Source organism: Saccharopolyspora spinosa NRRL 18395 (genome assembly GCF_000194155.1).
Classification (GTDB): Bacteria; Actinomycetota; Actinomycetes; order Mycobacteriales; family Pseudonocardiaceae; genus Saccharopolyspora; species Saccharopolyspora spinosa.
Map to the genome: position 1 here is coordinate 3,790,044 of NZ_GL877878.1, position 23,314 is coordinate 3,813,357.

At 69.3% G+C, this 23,314-nt stretch carries 21 protein-coding genes and 3 pseudogenes; 6 read left to right on the forward strand and 18 right to left on the reverse strand.

What is annotated here, in order from left to right:
- Window positions 1-298: 298 nt before the first annotated feature.
- The 11 genes from SSPN_RS0118835 to SSPN_RS0118885 form a co-directional block, all read right to left on the reverse strand.
- A complete protein-coding gene (locus SSPN_RS0118835; RefSeq protein WP_010697103.1) occupies window positions 299-1,096 on the reverse strand; it encodes an SGNH/GDSL hydrolase family protein in 798 nt (265 codons plus the stop codon).
- Between the two features lie 412 nt (window positions 1,097-1,508).
- The gene (locus SSPN_RS51330; RefSeq protein WP_010697105.1) at window positions 1,509-1,685 is read right to left on the reverse strand and encodes a DUF397 domain-containing protein; all 177 of its coding nucleotides are present in this window, start codon (window positions 1,683-1,685) and stop codon (window positions 1,509-1,511) included.
- The gene (locus tag SSPN_RS0118845; RefSeq protein ID WP_044573080.1) at window positions 1,682-2,563 is read right to left on the reverse strand and encodes a helix-turn-helix domain-containing protein; all 882 of its coding nucleotides are present in this window, start codon (window positions 2,561-2,563) and stop codon (window positions 1,682-1,684) included. The genes SSPN_RS51330 and SSPN_RS0118845 overlap by 4 nt, the downstream gene beginning before the upstream one ends.
- A gap of 797 nt (window positions 2,564-3,360) precedes the next feature.
- Window positions 3,361-3,903: a GNAT family N-acetyltransferase gene (locus SSPN_RS0118850; protein ID WP_394378658.1), complete on the reverse strand. Its 543-nt coding sequence runs from the start codon at window positions 3,901-3,903 to the stop codon at window positions 3,361-3,363.
- A gap of 11 nt (window positions 3,904-3,914) precedes the next feature.
- Complete coding sequence (locus SSPN_RS0118855; RefSeq protein WP_010697116.1) at window positions 3,915-5,336, reverse strand: amino acid permease; 1,422 nt, start codon at window positions 5,334-5,336, stop codon at window positions 3,915-3,917.
- Window positions 5,337-5,415: 79 nt separating this feature from the next.
- Window positions 5,416-6,417 carry a proline racemase family protein gene (locus SSPN_RS0118860; RefSeq protein ID WP_010697117.1) on the reverse strand — a complete coding sequence of 334 codons (1,002 nt, stop codon included), beginning with the start codon at window positions 6,415-6,417 and terminating at the stop codon, window positions 5,416-5,418.
- Entirely contained in the window at window positions 6,417-7,337 is a 921-nt protein-coding gene (locus SSPN_RS0118865) for a dihydrodipicolinate synthase family protein (protein WP_010697118.1), read from the reverse strand. The genes SSPN_RS0118860 and SSPN_RS0118865 overlap by 1 nt, the downstream gene beginning before the upstream one ends.
- Window positions 7,334-8,743 (reverse strand): FAD/NAD(P)-dependent oxidoreductase, encoded by a 1,410-nt coding sequence (locus tag SSPN_RS0118870; protein WP_010697119.1) that lies wholly within the window; start codon window positions 8,741-8,743, stop codon window positions 7,334-7,336. Before SSPN_RS0118870 ends, SSPN_RS0118865 begins: the two co-directional genes overlap by 4 nt.
- Entirely contained in the window at window positions 8,740-9,030 is a 291-nt protein-coding gene (locus SSPN_RS0118875) for a (2Fe-2S)-binding protein (RefSeq protein WP_029535485.1), read from the reverse strand. Before SSPN_RS0118875 ends, SSPN_RS0118870 begins: the two co-directional genes overlap by 4 nt.
- A 35-nt stretch (window positions 9,031-9,065) precedes the next feature.
- The gene (locus SSPN_RS0118880; protein WP_010697121.1) at window positions 9,066-10,250 is read right to left on the reverse strand and encodes an NAD(P)/FAD-dependent oxidoreductase; all 1,185 of its coding nucleotides are present in this window, start codon (window positions 10,248-10,250) and stop codon (window positions 9,066-9,068) included.
- Window positions 10,251-10,585: 335 nt separating this feature from the next.
- Entirely contained in the window at window positions 10,586-11,188 is a 603-nt protein-coding gene (locus tag SSPN_RS0118885; RefSeq protein WP_010697122.1) for a helix-turn-helix domain-containing protein, read from the reverse strand.
- 290 nt (window positions 11,189-11,478) lie between these two features.
- Here SSPN_RS0118885 and SSPN_RS0118890 point away from each other — a divergent pair, with 290 nt between their 5' ends.
- The 4 genes and pseudogenes from SSPN_RS0118890 to idi all read left to right on the forward strand — a co-directional run bounded on the left by SSPN_RS0118890 (window position 11,479) and on the right by idi (window position 16,055).
- Complete coding sequence (locus tag SSPN_RS0118890) at window positions 11,479-12,432, forward strand: DUF1177 domain-containing protein (protein ID WP_010697123.1); 954 nt, start codon at window positions 11,479-11,481, stop codon at window positions 12,430-12,432.
- Window positions 12,432-13,772, forward strand: coding sequence for a cytosine permease (locus SSPN_RS44520; RefSeq protein WP_010697124.1), 1,341 nt, complete (start codon window positions 12,432-12,434; stop codon window positions 13,770-13,772). The genes SSPN_RS0118890 and SSPN_RS44520 overlap by 1 nt, the downstream gene beginning before the upstream one ends.
- Entirely contained in the window at window positions 13,769-15,058 is a 1,290-nt protein-coding gene (locus SSPN_RS0118900; RefSeq protein ID WP_010697125.1) for a M20/M25/M40 family metallo-hydrolase, read from the forward strand. The genes SSPN_RS44520 and SSPN_RS0118900 overlap by 4 nt, the downstream gene beginning before the upstream one ends.
- Before the next feature lie 422 nt (window positions 15,059-15,480).
- Window positions 15,481-16,055 (forward strand): annotated as a pseudogene (idi, locus tag SSPN_RS44525) (isopentenyl-diphosphate Delta-isomerase).
- Window positions 16,056-16,309: 254 nt separating this feature from the next.
- On the opposite strand, the gene SSPN_RS0118915 reads toward idi, so the two are convergent.
- Entirely contained in the window at window positions 16,310-17,620 is a 1,311-nt protein-coding gene (locus SSPN_RS0118915; protein ID WP_010697130.1) for a GNAT family N-acetyltransferase, read from the reverse strand.
- 866 nt (window positions 17,621-18,486) lie between these two features.
- Between SSPN_RS0118915 and SSPN_RS62750 the strand changes: the two are divergent.
- Window positions 18,487-18,666: pseudogene (locus tag SSPN_RS62750) on the forward strand (DUF222 domain-containing protein); the annotation flags it as partial.
- Between the two features lie 89 nt (window positions 18,667-18,755).
- Window positions 18,756-19,076, forward strand: coding sequence for an HNH endonuclease signature motif containing protein (locus SSPN_RS59990; protein WP_010697133.1), 321 nt, complete (start codon window positions 18,756-18,758; stop codon window positions 19,074-19,076).
- 55 nt (window positions 19,077-19,131) lie between these two features.
- Here SSPN_RS59990 and SSPN_RS0118930 read toward each other — a convergent pair whose 3' ends face one another.
- The 6 genes and pseudogenes from SSPN_RS0118930 to SSPN_RS44540 form a co-directional block, all read right to left on the reverse strand.
- Window positions 19,132-19,689, reverse strand: a complete 558-nt coding sequence (locus SSPN_RS0118930; protein WP_010697135.1) for a class IV adenylate cyclase — start codon at window positions 19,687-19,689, stop codon at window positions 19,132-19,134.
- A 12-nt stretch (window positions 19,690-19,701) separates the two neighbouring features.
- On the reverse strand, window positions 19,702-19,884 hold the full coding sequence (locus tag SSPN_RS49060) for a hypothetical protein (protein WP_010697137.1): 183 nt from the start codon (window positions 19,882-19,884) through the stop codon (window positions 19,702-19,704).
- Window positions 19,885-20,388: 504 nt separating this feature from the next.
- Entirely contained in the window at window positions 20,389-21,030 is a 642-nt protein-coding gene (locus SSPN_RS0118940; RefSeq protein WP_010697139.1) for a class II aldolase/adducin family protein, read from the reverse strand.
- Window positions 21,031-21,042: 12 nt separating this feature from the next.
- Window positions 21,043-21,534, reverse strand: a complete 492-nt coding sequence (locus SSPN_RS0118945; RefSeq protein ID WP_010697141.1) for a ribose-5-phosphate isomerase — start codon at window positions 21,532-21,534, stop codon at window positions 21,043-21,045.
- A 32-nt stretch (window positions 21,535-21,566) separates the two neighbouring features.
- Window positions 21,567-21,965 (reverse strand): annotated as a pseudogene (locus SSPN_RS61700) (DAK2 domain-containing protein); the annotation flags it as partial.
- The gene (locus SSPN_RS44540) at window positions 21,884-23,296 is read right to left on the reverse strand and encodes a dihydroxyacetone kinase family protein (RefSeq protein WP_010697143.1); all 1,413 of its coding nucleotides are present in this window, start codon (window positions 23,294-23,296) and stop codon (window positions 21,884-21,886) included. The gene SSPN_RS44540 and the pseudogene SSPN_RS61700, both read right to left, overlap by 82 nt.
- Window positions 23,297-23,314: the final 18 nt, after the last annotated feature.

The window sequence follows — 23,314 nt, forward strand, 5'->3', positions numbered from 1 at the left end:
GGCCGGGACCGCTCGGTCAGCAGCTCTTCCAGCTCGCCATGCGTGATGCCACAGTCAGCGGCGCCGAGCTCCGTGATGATCGACTCGAACACCGCCCGAGAGGATTCGAACGCTCCGGCGACATCGTGGTTCGCGTACCCTGCCACAGGGCTCCTTCTTTACGTTGATGGACGTCAGACACCCACAACGTAACCAGAAGGAGCCCCTTTCCCCACCCACAACGCCATCCCCCAGGCAGCATGACCTCACCTCAAAAGAGCCACACCCGTTTCAATTGAAACTGTGATCACCCGGGGGATCAGCCGGTGATGTCGTTGAGCACCGGCAGGTACGCCTTGGCGTGGCCGTCGGCGTCCGGGTGGAAGGATTCCACCAGCGGGCTGCTCGGGCCGTTGATCCACGCGTCGGAGGAGCAGACGCCGTGCCCGGCGAACGCGTCGCGGGTGTCGGCGAAGGTGAACCCGGCTGCCTCCGCGCGACCCGAGAGCACCTCGGCCAGCACGTCGGCACCATCGTTGATCCGCTGCCGCTTGGCGTCGGAGAAGAACGGGATGCCGCAGTCGCCGAGTTCGTTGAGGCGCGGATAGCCGAGCACCACGACCTTGGCGTTCGGCGCGGCCTCGCGGATGTTCGCGTAGGTGGTGTCGAGCTTGTCGGGCAGTTCGTTGCGGGCCCGGTCCTCGCCCTTGCTCACCGCGGAATCGCAGCGGGCGTCGTCACCCAGCAGGCAGTCCTTGATGACGCTGCTGAAACCGGCGTCGTTGCCACCGATGGAGATGGTGACCAGCGTGGTGTCGGCGCTGAGCTTGTCGAGTTGGCCGGAGTTGACGTCGTCGGTGACCGCGCCGGAACAGGCCTCGAACGCGAAGCTGGCGACGTCGTGCGAATCGGCCCACAGTTGCGCGTAGGCCTTGGGGCTGCGCAGGCAGTCCCCGCTGTCTTCGAAGTAGTCCCGGGTGCCGACCCCTGACGCGTAGGAGTCGCCCAGTGCTGCGTAGTTCTCGGCGGCGGGGACAGCTACCGCCGGAGTGGCCAGCACCGTGCCGGCCGTGGTCAGAGCCACGGCGGCACCGACGACGTGCCGTAGGTGACGCATTCTTCCTCCGATCGGAGAGTGAAAACGCCACAATTGAAGGAGAACTTCGTCGGAAACGGCCGAATTGGCGAGTACCCGCCAGTTACAGCCGACACGGCACAGCGCGCTGCTCGGCAACAGCCGCCGTACGGCTGTTTCCCGGAGTACGGACACCCGTCACAGTGGACGCATGCACGTTGGGCCGAATGCCGGTCGGCGGGTACGTCGAATAGCCCAAGCCTGGACCGCACGCGCCGCCGACAGGGCACATCACACGTGGGCGGGCACGACGTTCGAGCGCCGCCAGAGCGCGATGGCCGTCGCAGTGGAGACCCCGGGCCGGGGACGAGACGAGGTGAAGGGCACCTCTTGTCAAAGGAGCCGAGCAAGTCGGCAAGAGGTGCCCTTCATCCTCACACCTGAACGGGTGCACTCACCGCTCGAAGCGACCAGCCTTGACCGCCCGCACGAAACCGGCGACATCGACGCTCAGCGCTGGCCCTTCCGGGTCCTTCGAGTCCCGGATCAGGCCCGGCGGGCTGGATAACTCGACGCAGTGGGTTTCCTGGCCGCTGTAGCTGCTCTTGCGCCAACGCGATGACTCGATCATTCCCTGTCCTCCACCTGTGTGATCACGTTGTGGATGAATGCTGCTGATTCTTCCGGGCTCAGAGCGGCGCGACGAATCGCCGCGGACGCACGCCGATAGGTCACGATGTCGTCGTCTTCGTACAGGAAAACCGAGGAGCGGTGGTTCTCGATCGCCACGATCGATGGCGACTCGACGAAGCCGTAGATCACGAACGGACCCATCAGCCCGGGATGCCAGCCGCCTCCGGTTGGCACGACCTGGACCGTCGTTCCCTTCCAATCGGTCACCGCGAGGACGTGCCGAAGCTGATCCAGCAGTACTTCCCGGCCACCAATGCACTGGCGAAGCGCGGGCTCACCAATCAACACCGTGTAATCAGCCGGTTTGCCGTCGCGTTCCGCGAGCTGCGTTTGGCGGTCCAGCCTTAGCTTTACCCGCGAGTCGACTTCCGCACGCGACAGACCGTCGTTATCGCCGATGATCGCGCTCGCGTAGTCATAGATCTGGAGCAGACCCGACACCACGAGCGGGCACCAGTCGATTATCTCGACGGCAGTTCGCTCACACTCGATTATGCCTGCAAGCTGCTCTGAAACGCCTCCAGCCAGCCAATTCGACTCGCGCGCGTTTCGCGCCAGGTCGAGCACCTGCCGCCGCCGCTTGCCTGTCACTCCGAGCACAGCCAAGAAGGCGGAAACGTCGTCGGTGGTCGGCACTCGCTTCCCGTTCTGCCACTGCGAGATGGTGCTGTGGGACTTGTCGAGGAGGCGGCCTGCTTGGCGCGCCGTGAGGCCCGAGTCCGTTAGCGCTCCGCGCAGTGCGGCGGCTAGCGCTCTAGTTCGCGGTGTACCAGCGGTGTCGCCCACGTTCCACAGCTTACGACGTTCTTCACCCATGTCGGATACCACCCAAAAGGTTGAGCGCAACGAGCTTGCGGTGTCAGCCCGTGACCAGGAATTAATTGACCTGAGTGGTTCGTGACCGGTTGCGAAGCGATCACGGCCCAAGGTAGCCGAAGAACGTCGTGGAGGTGTTGGTGTTGGAGGTTTGGCCTCGGTGGTTGCCTTCTCCTGGATTGCGGGCGTTGGACACGCATTTCGTGCTTCGACCCGGCACGGCCGGCGAGTGCGGTGCGGAAGTCATGTGGGCCGCCGTCGGGCATCCGACCACGACTCGGCCGCGCTGCTCGGTTTGCTTGCAGATCGCAGAAACACACGGCAGGGCAGCAAATCCAGCCTGCTCCGACACGACCGGCCGCCGGAGTTCCCCGACACGGCACTTGCGGAATCAGAAATGCGTCAGGCGAGAGCGCTGATCAGACCACATCGGACGGTGACAGGCCGGGAGCACTCGTCATTTTCTGGTTGCAACTCGGCACGCTGATCGCGTTCAACGTCGTCATTTTCGCGATGCTGTCCGACCGCCACCGGCTCCGCGCTCCCCGTCCAAAGGGGACGAGCCTCCGCGAGCCGCATGACCCCCTGACCGGATCGGCGCGTCCCCTCCCCGATCACCGCGCCGATCCCCCCGGTAGCCGGGCCCATACCCCGACCCCGCCCGGCTACCGGGCCCCGCGCTCGTGAGTGTTCGTTCCGGTTCTCCCCAACCGTGCAAGGCGCACAGCTCTCGTTCAAGCGTCCTCGTGCACGTCGCATCGCGTTCGCGACGAGTTCGGGAAAGGCTTGGCGGACGGCTACCAGACGTCGCCGTCCCGCCAGTCGCAGGTCAACGAGCCGGTCAGGTCCAGCGGGACTGCCACCGGGAAGACGAAGATGAAGCCGTCTTCGTCCTCCGTGCGTTGAACTCCCGTCGGAGCCAGGGCGAACGTCGGCCCCTGCCAACGCTGCCAGCCCCGCGCCTCGTACAGCGCCGCTCCGTCGTCGCTCGCGCCCAGCGCTCCGAGGTCGTACGCGCGGCGGATCACACCCTCCAGTTCCGCCATCATCGCTGCCGCGATACCCCGGCGGCGGCGGTCCGCGCGCACCGCGACGCTCTCGATGTAGCCCGTGCGCAAGGCTCGGTCGGCGTGCAGGAGACGCCGTTGGACCACCGCCGCGTGGCCGATCAGCTCGTCGCCTTCCCACACCAGGGCGTGGATGCCGCCCAGGCAGTGCTCCCAGTCGTGGTCTGCCATGTCGTCTTCGAACACGTCCCAGAGCAGTGCCCGGGCGGCTTTGCGAGTCGCTTCGTCGAGGTCGGCGGTATGCGCGGTACGCACTTCGGTCATACCAACCATCCTGGCAGCGATCAGGGCATTCCCGCGACCGATTTGTCCGCCAACGCGGACCGCCGGTATCCGTAGAACCCGTAGACCAGCAGGCCTACGACCATCCAGCCGATGAAGCGAGCCCAGGTGACCCAGTCGAGCTGGCTGATCAGCCACAGCGAGAAAACCACGCCGATCGCCGGCACCACCGGCACCCACGGGCAGCGGAATCCCCGCTCCAGTTCGGGACGTTGGCGGCGCAGCACCACCACCGACACCGCGACGACGATGAACGCCACCAGGATGCCGATGTTGGTCAGCTCGGCGGCCTCCCGGATCGGCAGCAGGCCCGCGATCAGCGCCGACACCACGCCGACCACCCAGGTGACCCGGTGCGGCACCTTGCGCACCTCGTGGGTCTTGGCGAACCAGGCGGGCAACAACCCGTCGCGGCTCATCGCGAACCACACCCTCGTCACCGCCAGCATGTTCGCGAACATCGAGGTCACGATGCCGAACACCGCACCGACCGCGACGATCAGCGCGAGGCCCGGCAAGCCGACCGACGCCAGCGCGCCGGAGAACGGGCTGCGGATGTCGATCTCGCTGTAGTGCTGCATGCCCAGCAGCACCACGCACACCAGCACGTAGATCACCGTCGCGATGCACAGCGAGTAGATGATCGCGCGCGGCATCACCCGCCGGGCGTCGGCCGATTCCTCCGCCGCCGCGCTCATCGCGTCGTAGCCGTAGACGGCGAAGAAGGCCGTGGCCGCACCGGTGATCGCGCCGCCGAGCCCGTAGGGCAGGAACGGCGTGTAGTTGCCCGCGTTGATGTGGAACGCCCCGGCCACCACGACGACTAGGACCAGCACGATCTTCATCACCACCAGCGCCGTCTCGACCCGCGCCGAGGACTTCGCGCCGCGGTTGAGCAGCCACGCCAGCAGCAGGCACAGCAGCATCGCGAACAGGTCGGCAAAGTGCCCCTCGCCGGTGCCCGGCGCGCCCAGCATCCAGGCGGGCAGATCCACACCGAGCTGACCGACCAAATAGGACAGGTAACCGGAGACGCCGATGGCGACGACCGCGACGATCGCGGTGTACTCCAGCAGCAGGTCCCAGCCGATCAGCCAGCCAGCCAGCTCGCCCAGCACCGCGTAGGCGTAGGTGTAGGCCGAGCCCGCTTTCGGGATCATGCTGGTGAATTCGGCGTAGCACAGCGCCGCGGCGGCGCTCGCCAGCACCGCGATCAGGAATGACAGCAGCACACCGGGTCCGGCGAGCTCGTTGGCGACCACGCCGCTGAGGGAGAACACCCCGGCACCGACCAGGCCGCCCAGGCTCAGCGAGGTCAGCTGCCAGGTGCCCATCACCCGTTTCAGGCCGGCTCCCTGCGGTGGATCGTCGATGTCGTCCACCGGTTTGCGCCGCAGCACACCGCGGCCGTTCGCGTCGATCATTGGGCCACCTCCGGGAATGTGGGCGCGCGGCACCGCCCGGCGCCCCCTGTCGGTGCGCCGGTCGCGTGGTCGCGCGGAGCTACAAGGTGAAGCCGGTCGGGAACGGGTCGGTCGGGTCCAGCAGGTACTGGGCCATGCCGGTGATCCAGGCCCGGCCGGTGATGGTCGGCACCACCGCGGGCCGGTCGCCGACCTGTGCGGTGTCCACGAGCCGCCCGATGAACCGGGTGCCGATCAGGGATTCGTTGACGAAGTCCGCGTCCAGCCCGAGCAGTCCGCGCGCGTGCAGTTGCGCCATGCGCGCGGAAGTGCCGGTGCCGCAAGGGGATCTGTCGAACCAGCCGGGGTGGATCGCCATCGCGTGCCGGGAGTGCGCGGCATCGCTGCCCGGCGCTTCGAGGTAGACGTGCTTGCACCCGGTGATCCCGGCATCCAACGGGTGCTGCGGCCTGCGCTGCTCGTCGATGGCCGCCATGATCTGCAGGCCGGCGTCGAGCATCCGGTCCTTCTCGGCCTTGTCGAAGGGAATTCCGAGGTCGGCCAGCGGCGTGATCGCGTAGAAGTTGCCGCCGAAGGCCATGTCGTAGCGCACCTCGCCGAGCCCCGGCACCTGCACGGTCGCGTCCAGCTCGACCGCGAACGACGGCACGTTGCGGATGGTCACCGACTCGGCCCGGCCATCGCGCACCGCCACCTCGGCCACCACCAGTCCGGCCGGGGTTTCCAGCCGGACCGTGGTGACGGGCTCGACCACCTCGACCATGCCGGTCTCCACCAGCACGGTCGCGACCCCGATGGTGCCGTGCCCGCACATCGGCAGGCAGCCGGAGACCTCGATGTAGATGACGCCCCAGTCGGCGTCCTCGCGGGCCGGCGGCTGCAGGATCGCGCCGCTCATCGCCGGATGCCCGCGGGGCTCGTTCACCAGCAGCTGCCGGATGTGGTCGAGGTTGTCGACGAAGTACCGGCGCTTGTCGGCCATCGTCGCGCCGGGCACCACCCCGGCACCGCCGGTGACCACCCGCGTCGGCATGCCCTCGGTGTGCGAGTCGATGGCGCTGAAGTAACGGCGCGACCGCATCAGTTCTCCTTGCCCTGCAAGTACTTCACGGCACGCTCCAGGTCGGCGTCGACCTGCGCCAGCATCTCCTCCGGCAGGGGGCCGCGCGGCGGGCGGCAGGGCCCGCCGAAACGGCCGACGATCTCCATGCCGCGCTTGATGGCCTGCACGAACTCGGTGCGCGAGTCCCACCGGAACGCCGCCACCAGCGGCTCGTACAGCGCCCGCGCCTCCTCGACCTTGCCCGCCCGGGCCAGCTCGTAGAGCCGCACCGATTCGGCCGGGAAGACGTTCGGGAACCCGGCGAACCAGCCGCCCGCGCCCATCAGCAGCGATTCCAGCACCACATCATCGGCCCCGGCCACCACGTTGACCCGCGGTGCCTGCTCGCGGATCTCCAGCACCCGCCGGACGTCACCGGAGAACTCCTTGATGGCCGAGACGTTGTCGATCTCGGCGATCTCCCGGATCAGCTCGGGGGTGAGGTCGACCTTTGTGTCGATGGGGTTGTTGTAGACCATCACGGGCAGGCCCACGGCGGCGACCTGCTCGAAGTGGTGCAGGATCTCGCCCTCGTTGGCGCGGTAAATCGTCGGCGGCAGGCACAGCAGCCCGTCCGCGCCGTCCTCGGCGGCGAGCTCCGCCCAGTGCCGCGCCTCGTGCGCGCACGGCGCGTGCACGCCGACGATGACCGTGGCCCGGTCGCCGACGGTCGCAACCGCGGTCTGGGCGACCTTGCGGCGCTCCTCCTGGTTCAGCGACGAGTACTCGCCGAGGGAACCGTTGGGGCCGACGCCGTGGCAGCCGCTGTCCACCACCCAGCGGCAGTGCTCGGCGTAGCGGTCGTAATCGACCCGCAGGCCAGCCGGGGCAGATGCGTCTTCGGCGTAGGGCAGGGCGGTCGCGACGACGACACCACCGAGATCCTTGCTGGGAGTCACTTCTCCTCCTCGTCTGGGCTTGGGATATTGGCCAGGTCGGCGAGCCGGATCGGCGCTGCGATCGGCCGTCGAGCCGTGGCTTCCGGGTCCGGTAGCGGTCCGCCGAGCAGCTGCGCGGCGAGATCGGTTGCGCTCTGCCCGCAGATCCGGCCTTGGCAGGGTCCGAGGCCCACGCGGCAGAGCAGTTTCAGCGAGCGGGCGCTATGCGCGGCGCGCTGCTGCACGGCCTCTTCCAACTCGCGGTACGGGACTTCTTCGCACCGGCACACGAGCGTGCCGGGCGTCAGCCACTCAGACCAGCCTGACCCGATCGGATGGGCTTGGGCCAGCGCCCGGGCAAATCTCCGTCCACTGCGGACCTTCACGAGTGCGCGGCGTGCTTGGGTTTCCACCTGGTCCCAGCTGGTGGCGCCGACGTGAACTGCCGCCGCGAGCCCGGCGACGGCTCCTTCGTCGGCGGCGAGCTCGGCACCGCCGACGCCGGTCGCTTCACCGGCTGCGAACACTCCCGGCGTGGACGTCCGCTGTGCCGCGTCGACCTCGACGAAGCCGTCGGTGATCCGGCAGCGAGCGGCCAGCGCCAGCTCCAGCTGCGGCACGAAGCCGTGCCCGACGCAAATGGCATCGACCTCAAACTCGTTTTGGGTACCGGAAATCGGCCACCATTGGGCGTCTACTTTGGACGTGAGGACCGCACGCACGCAGTCGTCTCCGCGCGCCGCAATGACTGCCGTGCGGGTCCGGTATGGAACCCGGCCGGCGAAGCGGGCCGCGTAGCCCGCGAGCTCCCGGAGCTTGCCGAACTGCCCTGCGACGGCCGCCGGCTGCCGCAGCCACGAGGCCGGGTTCCCGGCCTCCAGCACACCGACGACCTCGGCGCCCACGTCGAGCAGCGACTCGGCCACCGGCAGCAGGAACGGCCCGGTTCCGGCCACCAGCACCCGCCGCCCGACCGCGATCCGCTGGCCCGTCGCCATCGCCTGCGCGGCCCCGGCGCTGAACACCCCGGGCAGGTCCCAACCGGGGAACGGGAGGACCCGGTCGTGTGCCCCGGTGGCCAGCACCAGCGCATCAGCGCGCAGTGCCGTCAGCGCACGATCCGGAGCGTCGGCTGGTCCACTTTGTATGTTGATCCGCTGATCCGGTTCCAGCGACCACACCGTGCTGCTCGGCAGGTGCCGAATCCGCGGGTTCGTCAGGATTTCGTCCCGCAGCGCCCGGAACGACCGCCAATCGTGCTGGATGCGCTCCGGTCGCCGCGCCGCGAACCGCTCCGGGAGCTGGCGGTGGAACTGCCCGCCGAGCTGCTCGGCGGAGTCGACCAGCACCACCTCGGCACTGGCCCACGCGGCTTGCGCGGCGGCATTCATGCCCGCAGGCCCGCCGCCGACGACCACGATGCTCATGCCTCGCCTCCCGGCAGTTCGGCACCGTGCTGGGTGCGGATGACATCGCCAGGCACCGCAACTCGTTGGCACGCACGCACATCCGGCACGTCGTTCACGACCAGCAGGCAGTCGAAACACGCGCCGATGCCGCAGAACAGCCCGCGAGGCCGCGCGTTCTGCCTGGTGGCCCGCCACGACGTGCGGCCGGTCGACATCAGCACGGCGGCGACCGTCTGTCCGGCCCGCGCCGCGACCGGCGCTCCGTCCACCTCGACGGGGAACTCGGCGGAGTATTGCGGTTGCACCGGATCTTCCCCGTCCGGCACCAGGAACGGGCCCGTCACGCGACGACCTCCGCCATCAGCCCGGGGCGGTCCACCCGGAACGGTTCGGGATCGACGTGCGGCGGGCGGCCGTCGAACAGCTCCGCGAGCAGCTGCCCGGTCGCGGCGGCGAGCCCGACCCCGGCGCCCTCGTGCCCGGTCGCGTGCCACAGCCCCGGAACCCTCGGATCCGCGCCGATCACCGGCATGTGGTCCGGTGTGTACGGGCGGAAGCCGCCGTAGGCGCGCATCACCGGAACCCGCCCCAGGACGGGGAACAGCGCGGCAGCCTTGCCCGCGATCTCGCGCAGCACGTGCATCCGAACGGTGTCGTCGAAGCCGATGCGCTCCCGGCTCGACCCGATCAGCACGGTCCCGGCCCGGGTGCTTTCCACCACCGTCGAAGTCTGCAACTCGGCATCGCCGCTTTCCACCGCGCCGACGTAGTCGGCGTCGTAGACCTTGTGCCGCACTGTGCCCGGCGGCACCGGAGCGGTCACCAGGATCATGCCCCGGCGCGGCAGCACCGCGATCGGCGCACCCGCCGCCCCGGCGAGTTCGCCGGACCACGGGCCACACGCGTTGACCACCGCCCCGCAAGGCAGAACGCTGCTGCCGGTGCGGACACCCGTCACACGGCCATCACGCCCGCGCACCACTCCGGTGGCTGCGGTTCCGGACCGCAGCGTTCCGCCGCGCCGCCGCACCGCCGCGAGAAGCGCTGATGCCGCGAGGACGGGTTGCACCTGGGCGTCTTCTGGGTAGTGCACCGCGAGTGTCGTTCGCCGCGTGAGGTGCGGTTCGAGCTCGAACACGGTGCCGGACGGGAGAACCCGCGCATCCACGCCGGCTTCGCGCTGCTCCGCGGCGAACGCCGCCAGCGCCTCCGCTCCGTCCACTGTGGTCGCGGCGACGACGCCACCCTTCGGCTCCCACTCGAAGTCTGCGATGTCGCCGAGCTCCTCACGCAAGCTCCGCAGCAACTCCGGCCAACGCCTGCGGCTGGCCTGGGCGAGCCGGAGCTCCGCACCCGGGGGCTTGTCCGACACCAGCACGTTGCCCTCGCCGGATGCCGTCGTGCCCGCCGCGGGTGCATCGCGGTCCAGGACGTCGACGACGTGACCGGCCGCGCTCAGCGCCTCGGCACAGGCCGCGCCGACGATCCCGGCGCCCACCACCACGATGTCGGGGAACTGACGCATAGCCACCCCCAACGTTCACTAAAATGAACGCAACCGACGCTAAACCCCGGTGTGACCCACGTCAATCCGCCAGTCGCGTCCGATCCCCCGACCATGTCCGAACCCCCGGCCATGTCCGATCCCCGGCCATGTCCGATCCCCCGACTCTGACCGATCCCCCGGGGAACGAGGTTCCGCAGTTTCCATTGAAACTGCGGAACCTCCGGCGCGTCCGACCACGACACGCCGGAGCCTGTGGACAACTTCCCCAATTTCAATGGAAATCGGACCTTCGATTTCCATTGAAATTGCGGCTCAACGCAAATCGGACCTTCGATTTCCATTGAAATTGCGGCTCAACGCACCTGGTCGAGCCCTGGGTGATGGCGGAGCATCGGGCTGTCGGTTTCGCTCGGGTACTCCAGCAGCAGGACCGAGGTCACCGGGCCGCCGACCGTCTCGTAGGTGTGCGGCAGCTGCGCCGGGAAGCAGACGTAGTCCCCCGGCCCCAGGTCGTACGGCGCATCCGCCGGTCCGACCCGCAGCTTCCCCTCCGTCACAACGACGTGCTCGCGGCCGGGGTGCCCATAGGAGTGCTGCACCTCGCCGGGCCGCACCCGCTGGTCGTAGACCTCCAGCACCGAGCAGGTCAGGTCGAGCCGCCGCAGCATCCGCAGGTCGACGGCGTTGCTGCTGAGCACCTCCAGCCCGGCGGAGCGCACCAGCACCACGTCGGGCTCGGCGCGCTCGGTCAGCAGCGTCGACACCGGCACCTGCAAAGCGTTCGACAAACTGAACACCGTCTGGATCGTTGGGTTGCCGACCCCGGACTCCAGCTGGGACAGCGTGCCCTTGGCGATGCCGGACCGCCGCGCCACCTCGGACAGCGACAGCGCCTGCTCGGCCCGCAACGCCCGCAGATTCGCCGCGAGCACTCGGACGGCCTCCACCTGCGCCATCAAGCACCTCCCGAAACAGGAACCTCCCCGCAGCCTAACGACCGGCGCCCGACCACCCCGCGAAGCGGCGTTTTGCAAATAACGGGATTTTCTTGCTCGTCGGGTCAGCTACCGCGCACCGTAACTTGCACGGCGATCGCCGGAGATGCCCCGAGTAAAGCTCCGGCGGACGCCTCACCAACCACCAATCCGCGAGATCGGGCGGCTCCCCATCCTGCCCCGAGTGCTCGCGGCCTGCAGCCAGTTTGAGGTGCGCCGCAGCGCGCATCCCGATTTCCCAAGGGGCTCGAATGCTCAAGCACGTCCTGGACGTGGTGGATCTCCTCGACGATCCGAAGATCACCGGCGCCAGCGTGGTCGCCTACCTCGACGCGGTGGCCTGCGAGTCCGGGCTGGCCACCAGCACCACCGTGGAATCCCACCAGGGCACGACCGACTTCGTGCAGGTCCGCATTTCCGGCTCGCGCGGCAAAGCGGCCGGCGGCGATGCCCCGACGCTGGGCGTCGTGGGTCGGCTCGGCGGCATCGGCGCCCGCCCCGAGATGACCGGTTTCGTCTCCGACGGCGACGGCGCCGCCGCAGCCATCTCGACCGCGGCGAAGCTGCTGTCCATGCGCGCCCGCGGCGACGTGCTGCCCGGCGACGTCCTGATCAGCACGCACGTGTGCCCGGACGCCCCGACCCGGCCGCACGAGCCGGTGCCGTTCATGGACTCCCCGGTCGGCATCGCCACGATGAACGCCCACGAGGTCAGCGACGACATGGACGCGGTGCTGTCCATCGACACCACCAAGGGCAACCGGATCATCAACCACAAGGGACTGGCGCTGTCCCCGACGGTCAAGCAGGGTTGGGTGCTGCGGGTCGCCGACCGGCTGGGCACCCTGCTGGAGACCGTCACCGGCGAGCCGCTGGTGACCTACCCGGTCACCACCCAGGACATCACCCCGTACGGCAATGGCGCCTACCACATCAACTCGATCCTGCAGCCGGCCACCGCGACCGACGCGCCGGTGGTGGGCCTGGCGATCGTGGCAGCCACCGCCGTGCCCGGCTGCGCCACCGGCGCCAGCCACGAGACCGACATCGCCGCCGCGGCCCGCTACGCCGTCGAGGTCGCCAAGGAGTTCGGCGCAGGCCAGTTAACCTTCCACGACCGGGCCGAGTTCGACAACCTCGTCGCCCGCTACGGCTCCCTCGCCCACCTGCAGACCTTGGGCGCCCTGCCCGCAGAGGAGGAGTGATGGCCGCGACGCAATCCACCGAGGCCGCGCCGGGCAAGCAGATCGGCAGCGACGACTACTCGCTGCGCCGCGTCCCGCAGGACGCGCGCTACGGGTTCGGGTCGATGCTGCTGCAGTGGCTCGGGCAGTCCGGCTCGCTGTCCCAGTTCGTGCTGGGCGCCTCGCTGGGCATCGCGATGGGGTTCTGGGACGCCTTCTGGGCGTTCACCCTCGGCGCGGTGCTGCTGGAGATCGTGATCTTCCTGGTCGGTCTCGCCGGGCAGCGCGAGGGCCTGGCGATGACCATGCTCACCCGCTTCGCCGGGTTCGGCCGCAACGGCTCGGCGCTGGTCAGCCTCGTCATCGCGATCAGCATGATCGGCTGGTTCGGGGTGCAGAACGGCATTTTCGGCAAGAGCATGCAGTCGCTGGTCGGCGGCCCGGTGTGGGTATGGTGCGCGATCTCCGGTGTCGTGCTGACCGCGCTGGTGATCTACGGCTTCAAGTACATGATGGTGCTGGCCAAGATCGCCGTGCCGCTGTTCTTCGCGCTGGTGGCCTGGAGCGTGATCAGCACGCTGTCGCAGCACTCCATCGGCGAGCTGATCGCCCGGGAGCCGACGGCCGCGGCGATGTCCATGCCGGCGGCGGCGACCATCGTGGCCGGCGGGTTCATGTCCGGTGCGGTCGTCGCCCCCGACATGACCCGCTACAACCGCAAGGGCTGGCACGTCCTGCTGCAGAGCTCGTGCTCGATGATCCTCAGCGAGTACATCGTCGGCATGACCGGCGTGCTGCTCGGGCAGCTGGCCGGCAGCAAGGACGTGACCTCGATCGTGCTGTCCACGTCCGGCTTCGTCGGGTTGATCATCGTGATCCTGTCCACCGCGAAGATCAACGACTGGAACCTCTACGCATCCTCGCTGGGCGTGGTGAACTTCGTGGACACGGTGTTCGGCAAGCGCCTGCACCGCGCGTCGGTCACGCTCGTGATCGGCGTCCTCGGCACCGTGCTATCGGCGGTGGGCTTCCTGGACCACTTCACCGACTTCCTGAAGATCCTGGGCGTGGCGATCCCGCCGATCGGCGGCATCATCGTCGCCGAGTACTGGGTGGCCCGCCGGATGCGCGGCGAGCTCGACCGCACCCGCCCGTCCAGAACGCTGCCGGACAAGGTGGCCACCTGGGTTCCGGCGACGCTGCTGGTGTGGGTCGCGGGCTTCGGCGTCGGCTACTTCGTCGACGCGGGCATCCCGGCGCTCAACTCGCTGCTGACCGGTTTCGTGCTCTACACGGTGCTGTCCTTCGCCGGGCTGGTGCGCCCGGTGGGGACCTCGACGCTGGAAGGACCCAAGTCATGAGCGGGGCCGGGGACGAGGTCGTCGACCTGTGCAGGGACCTGATCCGCATCGACACCTCCAACCCGACCAGCAACGAGCGCGCGGCGGCCGAGTACGTCGCGGCGAAGCTCGCCGAGGTCGGCGTGGAGTCCACATTGGTCGAAAGCGCGCCGGGCCGGACCAGCGTGATCGCCCGCATCGAGGGCGAAGACCCGTCGCGGGGCGCGCTGCTGATGCACGGCCACCTCGACGTGGTGCCGGCGGATGCGAGCGAGTGGACCTTCGACCCGTTCGGCGGAGAGATCCACGACGGTTGCCTGTGGGGTCGCGGCGCGATCGACATGAAGGACTTCGACGCCGTCATCCTCGCGGTGGCGCGGGAATTCGCCCGCACCGGGCGGAAACCGCCGCGGGACATCGTGTTCGGCTTCCTCGCCGACGAGGAGGACGGCGGCAAATTCGGCTCGCACTGGCTAGTGCGCAACCGACCGGAGCTCTTCGACGGGGTCACCGAAGCGATCACCGAGGGCGGCGGGGTGTCGTTCGACCTGGGCAACGGCCAACGGCTGTACCCGATCGAGAACGCCCAGCGCGGCCAGGCGTGGCTGCGGCTGATCGCCACCGGCCGGGCCGGGCACGGTTCCTCGCCCAACGACGAGAACGCCGTCACCGACCTCGCCGAATCGCTGGCCCGCATCGGGCGGCACCGGTTCCCGGTGCGGCTGATCGAGCCGGTGCGGGTGCTGCTGGAGCGCGCCGCCGAACTGCTCGGCACCGACTTCGACCCGTCCGATGTGGACAACGGCCTGAAGAAGATGGGGCTGGTGGCCGACCTGGTCGACGTGATCCTGCGGAACTCGGCGAACCCCACGATGATCGAGGGCGGCTACCAGACCAACGTCATCCCGGGTCGCGCCAGCGCCACGGTGGACGGCCGGTTCCTGCCCGGCCACGAGCAGGAGTTGCTGGACACCATCGATTCCCTGCTGCTGCCGTCGGTGCGCCGCGAGTTCATCCACCACGACGTGGCGATGCAGACCGAGTTCGCCGGCACCCTGGTGGACGCGATGTGCGCGGCGATCCGCGCGGAGGACCCAGACGGCCACCCGGTCCCGTACTGCAACGCGGGCGGGACCGACAACAAGGCGTTCGCGACGATCGGCATCAACGGCTTCGGGTTCAAGGCCCTCCGGGTGCCGCCGGACCTGCCGTACTCGCGGATGTTCCACGGCGTGGACGAGCGGATCCCGCTGGAATCGCTGCGGTTCTCCACGCGGGTGATACAGCGGCTGCTGCAGACCTGCTGACCCGCGCGAAGGCCGCCTCCGGCTGGTGGCCGGAGGCGCCCTTCTGCTGGGGGATCGCCGGTCCTGCCCGACGGCACCGACTTCGACACGGCGGTCGCGATGATCGGCACCAGGCGGACCACCATGTCCATCCTGCGCACCGCGCAGCCGACCGGCGACGACGTCGTGCTGGTCACCTCGGCCGCCGGCGGCATCGGCGCGCTTGCAGTGCAGCACGCCCGCCAAAGCGCACGCCGCCCTGGAGAACCGCGAAACCTATGGCAAGGTGGTGTTGCGTCCGACGCCGTGAGAGGCGAGAAGCAGCGGTGTTCGCCCGACCCGGTCGATGATCTAGATCGTGTGGCGGGCACCGCCCCGTTTGTCGTAAGGTCCCGGCCCGGTGCGCGGTTCGGCACACCGAGTCAAGCCCAGGAGGTACGGCTGTGGAACAGGTGGTTCTGCTCGATGAATCCGGTCAAGCGATCGGAGTCGAGGACAAAGCGATCGTGCACCACCAGGACACACCGCTGCATCTGGCCTTCTCCTGCTACGTGTTCAACGACCGAGGCGAGTTCCTGCCCAGCGGGCGCACCACAAGCGCACCTTCCCGAGCGTGTGGACCAACACCTGCTGCGGCCACCCGGCGCCCGAAGAGGACATGAAGGCGGCGATCACCCGGCGGCTCGGCGAGGAGCTCGGGCTCACCGTGCGCGGCCTGGAGCTGGTGCTGCCGGGCTTCCAGTACCGCGCCACGATGCCCAACGGCGTGGTGGAGAACGAGAAGTGCCCGGTGTTCGTCGCCTTCACCGAGAACACCCCGCAGCCCAACCCGGACGAGGTCGCCGGAACCCGCTGGGTGGGCTGGAAGGAGTTCAGCGCGAAGGTCCTCGCGGACGAGACCGAGGTGTCCCCGTGGTGCGTGCTGCAGATCCGCCAGCTGGCCGAGCTCGGCCCGGAACCGACCCAGTGGCCCAAGGGTGCCGCGGCCGACCTGCCACCCGCCGCGCATGTGAGCTGAGCAGGCCCACTTCGGCCGCGGCGATCACCGAACAGGGCTCAGCCGAGGCGCGCCGGAAGTGTTGCCGCGACGGGGAAATCCCGCCTCGGCCAACCCGGCGCGCCCCCGTTCGCCGTCCCACTCCAGATTGACCGCTTCGTCGACCCCGGCCGCTCGCCGCCGGCGACCACGCCGCGGTCGTCGATCAGCGCCACCCGCCCGGCCCGGCCCAGGTGCATGCCGAGCCTCATCCGGACAGCACCGCACGCCGAAGGCTACGTCACCGCGGAGCCGGCCTTCCGGCGCAGCTCCCGCGACCAGCTCCACTCGCCCGGCTCCGGCGCGCCGACTAGGCGCAGCCCGGCGCCGCGCAGCGTCCGCGCGATCGCAATGTTGTCGACGTGGGTGTGCGCGGTCAGCGTGCCGATCCCCAGCTCCTCGGCCTGCTCGACCAGCTTGCGCGCCAAGGCAGTCCCGACGCCCTGCCGCTGCCAGTCGTCGCGGACCAGCAGGGCCAGCTCCCCGGAATCCCCGTCGTACATCAGGTTCCCCATGCCGACCACGTCCCCGTCCGGCGCCAGCGCCAACAACGATCGCCCCAGGGCGGGGGTGAGCAGCCGCTGCAGGCCGCGCTCCCCCGGCGCCGGTCCGGGGCTGAAATAGCGCCGGTAGCGGGCCGCGCTGGAGCAGCGTTCGTGGAAGGCCGAAACCAGTTCCGCGTCGGCCCGGGCCGCGAGCCGGACCGTCAACTCCGCACCGGTCGCGGTGCGCGCGACGTCCAGCACCGGCCGCACCCGCGCGCGGCAGCTCTCGGCCAGGTCCACCGTGGCCCGCGCCCGCGCGAACTCCGCCGGGGTGAAGGAACCACCGGGCCGCTCCAGAACGAGCACCCCGCCGCCGGGGTCCGCCAGGCACATCGCGGCGCCGGTGAACGAGCCGACCTCCAGCGGCGGCTCGGGCGCCTCCTGCCAGTGCACCGCGACCTGCCCCAGCAGCGCGTGCAGTGCCCGGATCAGGTCGGTGCCGCCGTTGACCAGGTCGATCGCCAATTTCGCGGTCCGGGTCGGCACGTCGTCGAGCTCGCGGACGTCCGCCCGCTCCGCAGTCACCTCGCAACCACCGGCGGCCTCGACCGCGGCGATCAGCTCCCGCCTGCTCACCTGCGTCGGCACGTGCAGCAGCACCTCGTCCACCACACCACCGGCCACGGGGTGGACCTGCATGGTCCGGATGTCCGCGCCGAGCGCGGCCAGGCCACCGGCCAGGCGCGCCAACCGGCCCGGCGTGTCGGTCACCGACGCACGCAGCCGCCACAGCGTCTGCTGCACGCTCACGACCTCCGGGATCGGCACTGCGGCCGGCGCAGTGGTCTCGGCGGACGGGCGCCGGCTATGCCGCCACCACCTCGCGGCGCCCGCTACCAGCAGAACGGCACCGATGGACAGCAGCGCCAGCGATCCGCCGGCCTGGCTCGGCAACCCGGTGACGAACACGTTCGCCGTCCCCGCCGCCAGGAGCAGCGCGGCCAGCTCGATGAGTTCGCGGGTCCAATCCCCGCGCGCGTGGCGATGCTGTCCGGAAGTCATGCCACCATGCTTCCCGCGCTGTATTGCAGGCGCTTGACCTGGGATGAAAGCGGGGTTAACAGGCAAATATCACACCGTCGGGCGGTCCTTCACCAGCACGCCGTCGCGCATGATCAGCGACACCCGGCGCTCGGGATCGGTGAGCACACCGATGTCCTCCCATGAACGCCGGGATGATCGCGGCCTCGGCCCCCACCCCGATCCTCTCGATCAGCCGGGGCTGCGCCTGTCCGCCGAGGAATCCGGCCAGCGAGCGTAAGAACGCGTTTCGATCGCCGTGTAACGGGGCGAAACGTTCGTTCGCCGCAATTGAGTCGTGTATGACGGATTCATCGACCACCCAGCACCCGGCTGCTGCGGACTGCCGTCCCGGCGAGGACCGAGTCAATGGCCGCGGCGACTTCTGCGAGTGGGCGAGCCGAAGTCCGCGCTCCCGGAAAGCCTTGCGGAACGCGCGCACACGGCTGTGCGATTCCGTTGCTACAACGGGGCTTTCGCAGGTTCTGAGGGGCAGTTTCACCTGATCAAGCGATACCAAAGAACGTGCGAATACATGTTCGAATCGAGAGAATGGGGGTATGGCACCGCTGACGAGCATTCGCGACACGGCTTTGGACATCACGGGTCCGCAGTCGCCGGTTTCGTCGTGCTCCGACGCGGAACTCGTTGCCCGCATTGAGGGTCTGGAGCAGGCGATGCGGGTTTTGATGATGCAGCAGCTGCAGGTCATCGCCGAAGCCGATCACCGGGGCGTGCAAGCCGAACGCGGTGCCCGATCGACGCAGGTGTGGTTGCAGGGGCTGCTCAACATCGACGCCCGCGAGCACGAGGCGCGGGAGTTGCATTACTGCGTCGCGCGCGACGGGATGACCGTCATCAAAGCGCGGTTGGACCGCGAAACCGGCGCGAAGTTCGGCGCTCTCATGCAGCCGCTTGCCGCGCCGTGCCAAGAAGTGGATGGGGAGAAAGACCCGCGCACCGTCGGGCAGCGGAATGCCGACGGATTCGCTGGGATTCTCGACCTCGCACTGGACCACGACGGCGTGCCGCGCGCCGGCGGGCAGCGCCCGCACATGACGATCGCCATCGACTTCGACGACCTCAAACGGGGTCGGGTTTCGTCGGCGAGTACGACATGCCCGGCACCCTCAACACCGAACGCGCCATCACCGCTGAGAACGCCCGCCGGATCGCCTGCGACGCCGAAGTTCTGCCGATGGTTCTCGACGGGGATGGGCTGCCGCTGGGCGTGGGGCGCGCCAAGCGCACCGCCCCAACTCACCTCCGCGCCGCGCTCCTGCAACGCGACGGGGTGTGCGCGTTCCCGGGGTGCGACCGACCTCCGGGAACGCCGGAACCGCATCACGTCGAGCACCGGACCGACGGTGGGACGACCGAGCTGTCGAAGCATAGTTTCCGCTATTGTGCGTACTCTCTCACCTGCGGTTACGGCTGAGCCCGCATTCGCCCCACGTCGTTGATCACGGATTGCCCCATGAGTGGATAGCGGATCAACGACGTCGAGCGGCGACGGCGTCGGTGTACTTCTCAGCCGTGAGGTCGTCGCTGGTGATGCCGAGCGAGTCGAGCACGGCCCGCACCGCGTCGAGACCAACAGCGACCTCGGTTTCATCCGGAACGATGGTTTCGACCTCGATGAAGGTTCCGTCCAGCTCTGGCACGTGCACCAGGGTCGCCAGCACGTCTCGGCCGCGTTCGGTGAACCGGAAGTTCCGGCAGTGCTTCTCGAACGAGATGTGCTCCACCAGCCCGAGAGCGACTAGCAGGGCGCCAACCGGTTCGGCGTCGGCGAGCGTGGTCTCGTGCTCCGGCTTCGACCCGCTGTCGTGTACCGGGGGTTCTTTGAACGTGAGGAGGGACGTGCTCGTCGTGGCCGTTTCCACCACACGCAGACGGACTTCGTAGCCCTGTCCGTCGAGATCGCCAGACGGCCAGTCGAAATACCGGTCGCGGTAGGTCTGCACCTGCTCTTCTGCTCGCTCGCGGAGCCGTGCCCGGACCGTTTCAGGGTCGCTGACACGGGCCTTGAGTTCCGCCTCGACTGCCACCGTGGAACCTCCCTAGATCACTTGCCGGGACTGCGCCCGTAGCTCGTCGGTGAACCTACGGAACCCACGGTGCAGCGCGCCATGCGCCGACGCGGCGATCTTGTACATGGGCGAGGTGTGCCCCTCGTGATCTTCGCCGAATGCCGAGACGAACTGCACGTTGTCGAGCGCCAGCACTCGCCACGTCGGCAGCATGTCGTAGAAGTAGACCTCGACCTGAGCGCCGGTCTGCTCGCGCAGTGGCGCGACCGGGTCGGATCGGAAGTTCGAGCAGGGGAAGGCTCGTGCTTGGTCTGCGAGGTTCGACGAGCGGCAATGCGCCGCAACCGGATCTCATGTCGCGCCGGGGGCACGCAAAATGCCCCGCAGGGATCACGATCCCTGCGGGGTGACACCATTCCGGGCGACCAGCCGGGACGGCGGGCGAAGAACCATCCACAGTACTCGGACGGTCACAGCTTCCCGAGTAAGTTACGCGGGTCGTCGTCCGGGTCGACCACGCTCAACGTCCGGGCGCGGCGCCGACGCCTGCTGGTCAGACTGACCAACTAACGGATGAAAAGCAACATGGTGATGCTCTGCGGGCACCATCACCGCGCCCTGCACAGCCAGCGCTGGGAAATCGCGATGCACGACGGGCGCCCCGTGTTCATCCCACCGCGCACGGTGGACTTCAAACGCACGCCACGACGACCTGCGCTATTTCTGGCCATAACCCGCGAACAGTTCCGCGCAGCGGGCCAGTTCCTCGTCGCTGAGCAGGCTCGGGGCACCTGCCCGGGTCGCGGTCAGCCAGAGCTCGCACAGCCACTCCAGCTGCCGCGCCCGGTTGTAGGCCTGAGACAGGCTGGCTCCGATGGTGATCGTCCCGTGGTTGCGCAGGATGCATCCGGCTCGTCCCGCCAGGGCATCGGACATCGTCTCGGCCAGCTGGTCGCTGCCGAAGGTGGCGTACTCCGCCACCTGCACCGTGCCGCCGAAGTCCGCGAGCTGATAGTGCACTGCCGGAACATCGTTGCGCAGCAACGACAACGCGGTGGCGTGCAACGAATGCGTGTGCACCACTGCCCCGGCGTCGTGCCTCCGGTAGGCGGTGAGGTGCATCCGCAGTTCGGACGTGGGCTTGAGATCGCCCTCGACCACGTTGCCGGTGAGGTCCACCAGCGGGATGTCCTCCACCGCCAGCTTGTCGTAGTCGACGCCCGACGGCGTCACCGCCACCAGGTCGCCGCAGCGGACCGACACGTTGCCGGAGGTGCCGACCACCAGCCGGTCCGCCGTCATCCGCTGGGCGATCTCGATGACCTCGCGCCGTTGCTCGGCCAGTCGCGAACTGCTCACTTCATCCCTCGTTCAACACGTGGCGCCGGATGCGTCCGGCACCGACTCGTAGCCGTTGATCGCGGCAACCTTCTGGGCCGATGGCGAAGACGCGTCGAACCGGTAGCCCAGCCACTCCGACGCCAGCTTGCGGGCCAGCTCCAGGCCGACCACGCGCTGGCCGAAGCACAGCACCTGGGCATTGTTGCTGAGCACCGACCGCTCCACCGAGTAGCTGTCGTGCGCGGTGACGGCCCGGATACCCGGCACCTTGTTCGCGCTGATCGCCACGCCGAGCCCGGTGCCGCACACCAGCAGCGCGCGGTCCGCTTCGCCTTCGGCGACCAGGCGCGCGGCGTTGACTGCCACGTGCGGGTAGGCGGTGTGCTCGTCGGAGCCGACACCCACGTCCGCCACGCTGGTCACCCGGGGGTCGTTCTCCAGGTCCTTCTTCAGCGCTTCCTTGTACTGCAGTCCTGCGTCGTCGGAGCCGACCACGATGCGCAACGGCGCCTGCTCAGTCACTTCGCCTCATCCTTCCCGTTCCGGCGAGCCCATCAGTTTCCGGCGAGCACGGCCCCGACCCGGTCGAGCGCGAGCGCCAGCGACGTCGCACCCGGGTCCGGGGTTCCGACGCTGCGATCGGCCAGCGGCCGGGCGCGGCCGGTGCGGGGCCGCAACTCCGCGGTCTGCTCGGCGGCCCGCGTCGCCGCCTTCGCAGCCTGCTGCCAGGCATCGGTGCCCGTCGCACCCGCCTCGACGGCGCGGCGCAGTTCCTCGACGAACGGAACCAGTGCGTCGACCAGCGTCTTGTCGCCGAGCTCCGCTCGGCCGAGCCGCTGCACCGCCGCGAGCGCCGCCGAAGCGCCCGCGGTCAAGTCGTTGGCCATCGCCGCGCGGTGGTCGGGCAGCAGGTCGCCGAACGACCGCAGCGCCGCGCCCCACAGCACGCCCGAGGTGCCCCCGGCCTTCGCCGCCCATGCGTCGCCCGCGGCGACCAGCACCGCCGCCGGGGCCCGACCCCCTGCGCCACGGCCTCGTCGGCGGCCGCCACCGCGGCCGCGCTGCCGCGCGTCATGCCGCGGCCGTGGTCGCCGTCGCCCGCGATCGCGTCGAGGCGGCCGAGTTCTTCTTCCTTGTCGTGCAGCAGATCCGCCACCGCGTGCAGGGCCTTCGCCACGACCGCGGCGGTCGCCTGGCCTTCCGGCGGGGCCACCACGGTCACCTTCCCGGGCGCCGCCTGCAGTTCATCGTCCTCTTCGGACTCTTCCACCTCGGCCAGCGCGACATTCCCCTTGCGGTAGGCGGGAGTGTCGGCCGGGGCCTGCCACAGCCGCTCGAGTTCCGGGTCCAGCCAGGTCAGCGTCAGCGAGCAACCGGCCATGTCGAGGCTGGTCACCAGCTCGCCCACCTCGGGCGCGACGACCTCCAGGCCGGCCTCGGCCAGCAGCCGGGACACGGTGCCCCAGACCACGAACAGTTCCTCATACTTGGTGGCGCCCAGCCCGTTGAGGATCGCCGTCACCCGCGGCGTCTCCCCACCCGTTTCCGGGGCCTCCGCGAGCAGGCCGTCGACCAGGATCTTCGCCAGCTCCGACGCCGATGGCAGCTCGCGTTCGGAGACGCCCGGCTCGCCGTGGATGCCGAGCCCGAGGCCCATCCGGCCCTCCGGCACCTCGAACAGCGGCTGGTCCTGGCCCGGCAGCGTGCAGCCATCGAAGGCCACGCCGAGGCTGCGGGTGCGCGTGTTGGCGTGCTCGGCGACCCGCACCACCTCGTCGAAGGAGTAGCCCTCCTCGGCCGCCGCCGAGGCGACCTTGAAGACCACGAAGTCGCCGACCACGCCGCGGCGCTTGGTCTGCTCCGCCGCCGGGGCGCTGGCCACGTCGTCAGTCACCACGACGTTGTGCGCGCGGAACCCGTCGCGTTCCAGGCGTTCCACCGCCAGCCCGAAGTTCATGTTGTCGCCGGCGTAGTTGCCGAACGAGAACACCACCCCGGCACCCCGGTCGGCCGCGCGGCCCACCGAATAGGCGTCGTCGGCCGACGGCGAGGTGAAGATGTTGCCGATGACCGAGCCGTCGGCGAAGCCCGGCCCGACCACCCCGCAGAAGGCCGGGTAGTGCCCGGACCCGCCGCCGGTGACCACGGCGACCTTGCCCTTGCGCGCGCGTTTCGCGCGCACCACCCCGCCCGGCACCGGCCGGACGTGTTCGGGGTGCGCTGCCACGAAACCGGTCACCATGTCCTCGGTGAACGACGCGGGGTCGTCGTACAAGCGCGTCATCTGCTGCTCCTCAGCGCC

Excerpts from the sequence above, each read along its gene's own strand:
- SSPN_RS0118855 (WP_010697116.1), bottom strand. The coding sequence starts at position 5,336 with ATGATCGACGCGAACGGCCGCGGTGTGCTGCGGCGCAAACCGGTGGAC.
- SSPN_RS0118885 (WP_010697122.1), bottom strand. The coding sequence starts at position 11,188 with ATGGCGCAGGTGGAGGCCGTCCGAGTGCTCGCGGCGAATCTGCGGGCG.
- SSPN_RS44520 (WP_010697124.1), top strand. The coding sequence starts at position 12,432 with ATGGCCGCGACGCAATCCACCGAGGCCGCGCCGGGCAAGCAGATCGGC.
- SSPN_RS0118870 (WP_010697119.1), bottom strand. The coding sequence starts at position 8,743 with ATGAGCATCGTGGTCGTCGGCGGCGGGCCTGCGGGCATGAATGCCGCC.
- SSPN_RS0118835 (WP_010697103.1), bottom strand. The coding sequence starts at position 1,096 with ATGCGTCACCTACGGCACGTCGTCGGTGCCGCCGTGGCTCTGACCACG.
- SSPN_RS59990 (WP_010697133.1), top strand. The coding sequence starts at position 18,756 with ATGCCCGGCACCCTCAACACCGAACGCGCCATCACCGCTGAGAACGCC.
- SSPN_RS44540 (WP_010697143.1), bottom strand. The coding sequence starts at position 23,296 with ATGACGCGCTTGTACGACGACCCCGCGTCGTTCACCGAGGACATGGTG.
- SSPN_RS0118850 (WP_394378658.1), bottom strand. The coding sequence starts at position 3,903 with ATGGTTGGTATGACCGAAGTGCGTACCGCGCATACCGCCGACCTCGAC.
- SSPN_RS0118900 (WP_010697125.1), top strand. The coding sequence starts at position 13,769 with ATGAGCGGGGCCGGGGACGAGGTCGTCGACCTGTGCAGGGACCTGATC.
- SSPN_RS49060 (WP_010697137.1), bottom strand. The coding sequence starts at position 19,884 with ATGCTGCCGACGTGGCGAGTGCTGGCGCTCGACAACGTGCAGTTCGTC.
- SSPN_RS0118890 (WP_010697123.1), top strand. The coding sequence starts at position 11,479 with ATGCTCAAGCACGTCCTGGACGTGGTGGATCTCCTCGACGATCCGAAG.
- SSPN_RS0118915 (WP_010697130.1), bottom strand. The coding sequence starts at position 17,620 with ATGACTTCCGGACAGCATCGCCACGCGCGCGGGGATTGGACCCGCGAA.
- SSPN_RS0118845 (WP_044573080.1), bottom strand. The coding sequence starts at position 2,563 with ATGGGTGAAGAACGTCGTAAGCTGTGGAACGTGGGCGACACCGCTGGT.
- SSPN_RS0118880 (WP_010697121.1), bottom strand. The coding sequence starts at position 10,250 with ATGCGTCAGTTCCCCGACATCGTGGTGGTGGGCGCCGGGATCGTCGGC.
- SSPN_RS0118860 (WP_010697117.1), bottom strand. The coding sequence starts at position 6,417 with ATGCGGTCGCGCCGTTACTTCAGCGCCATCGACTCGCACACCGAGGGC.
- SSPN_RS51330 (WP_010697105.1), bottom strand. The coding sequence starts at position 1,685 with ATGATCGAGTCATCGCGTTGGCGCAAGAGCAGCTACAGCGGCCAGGAA.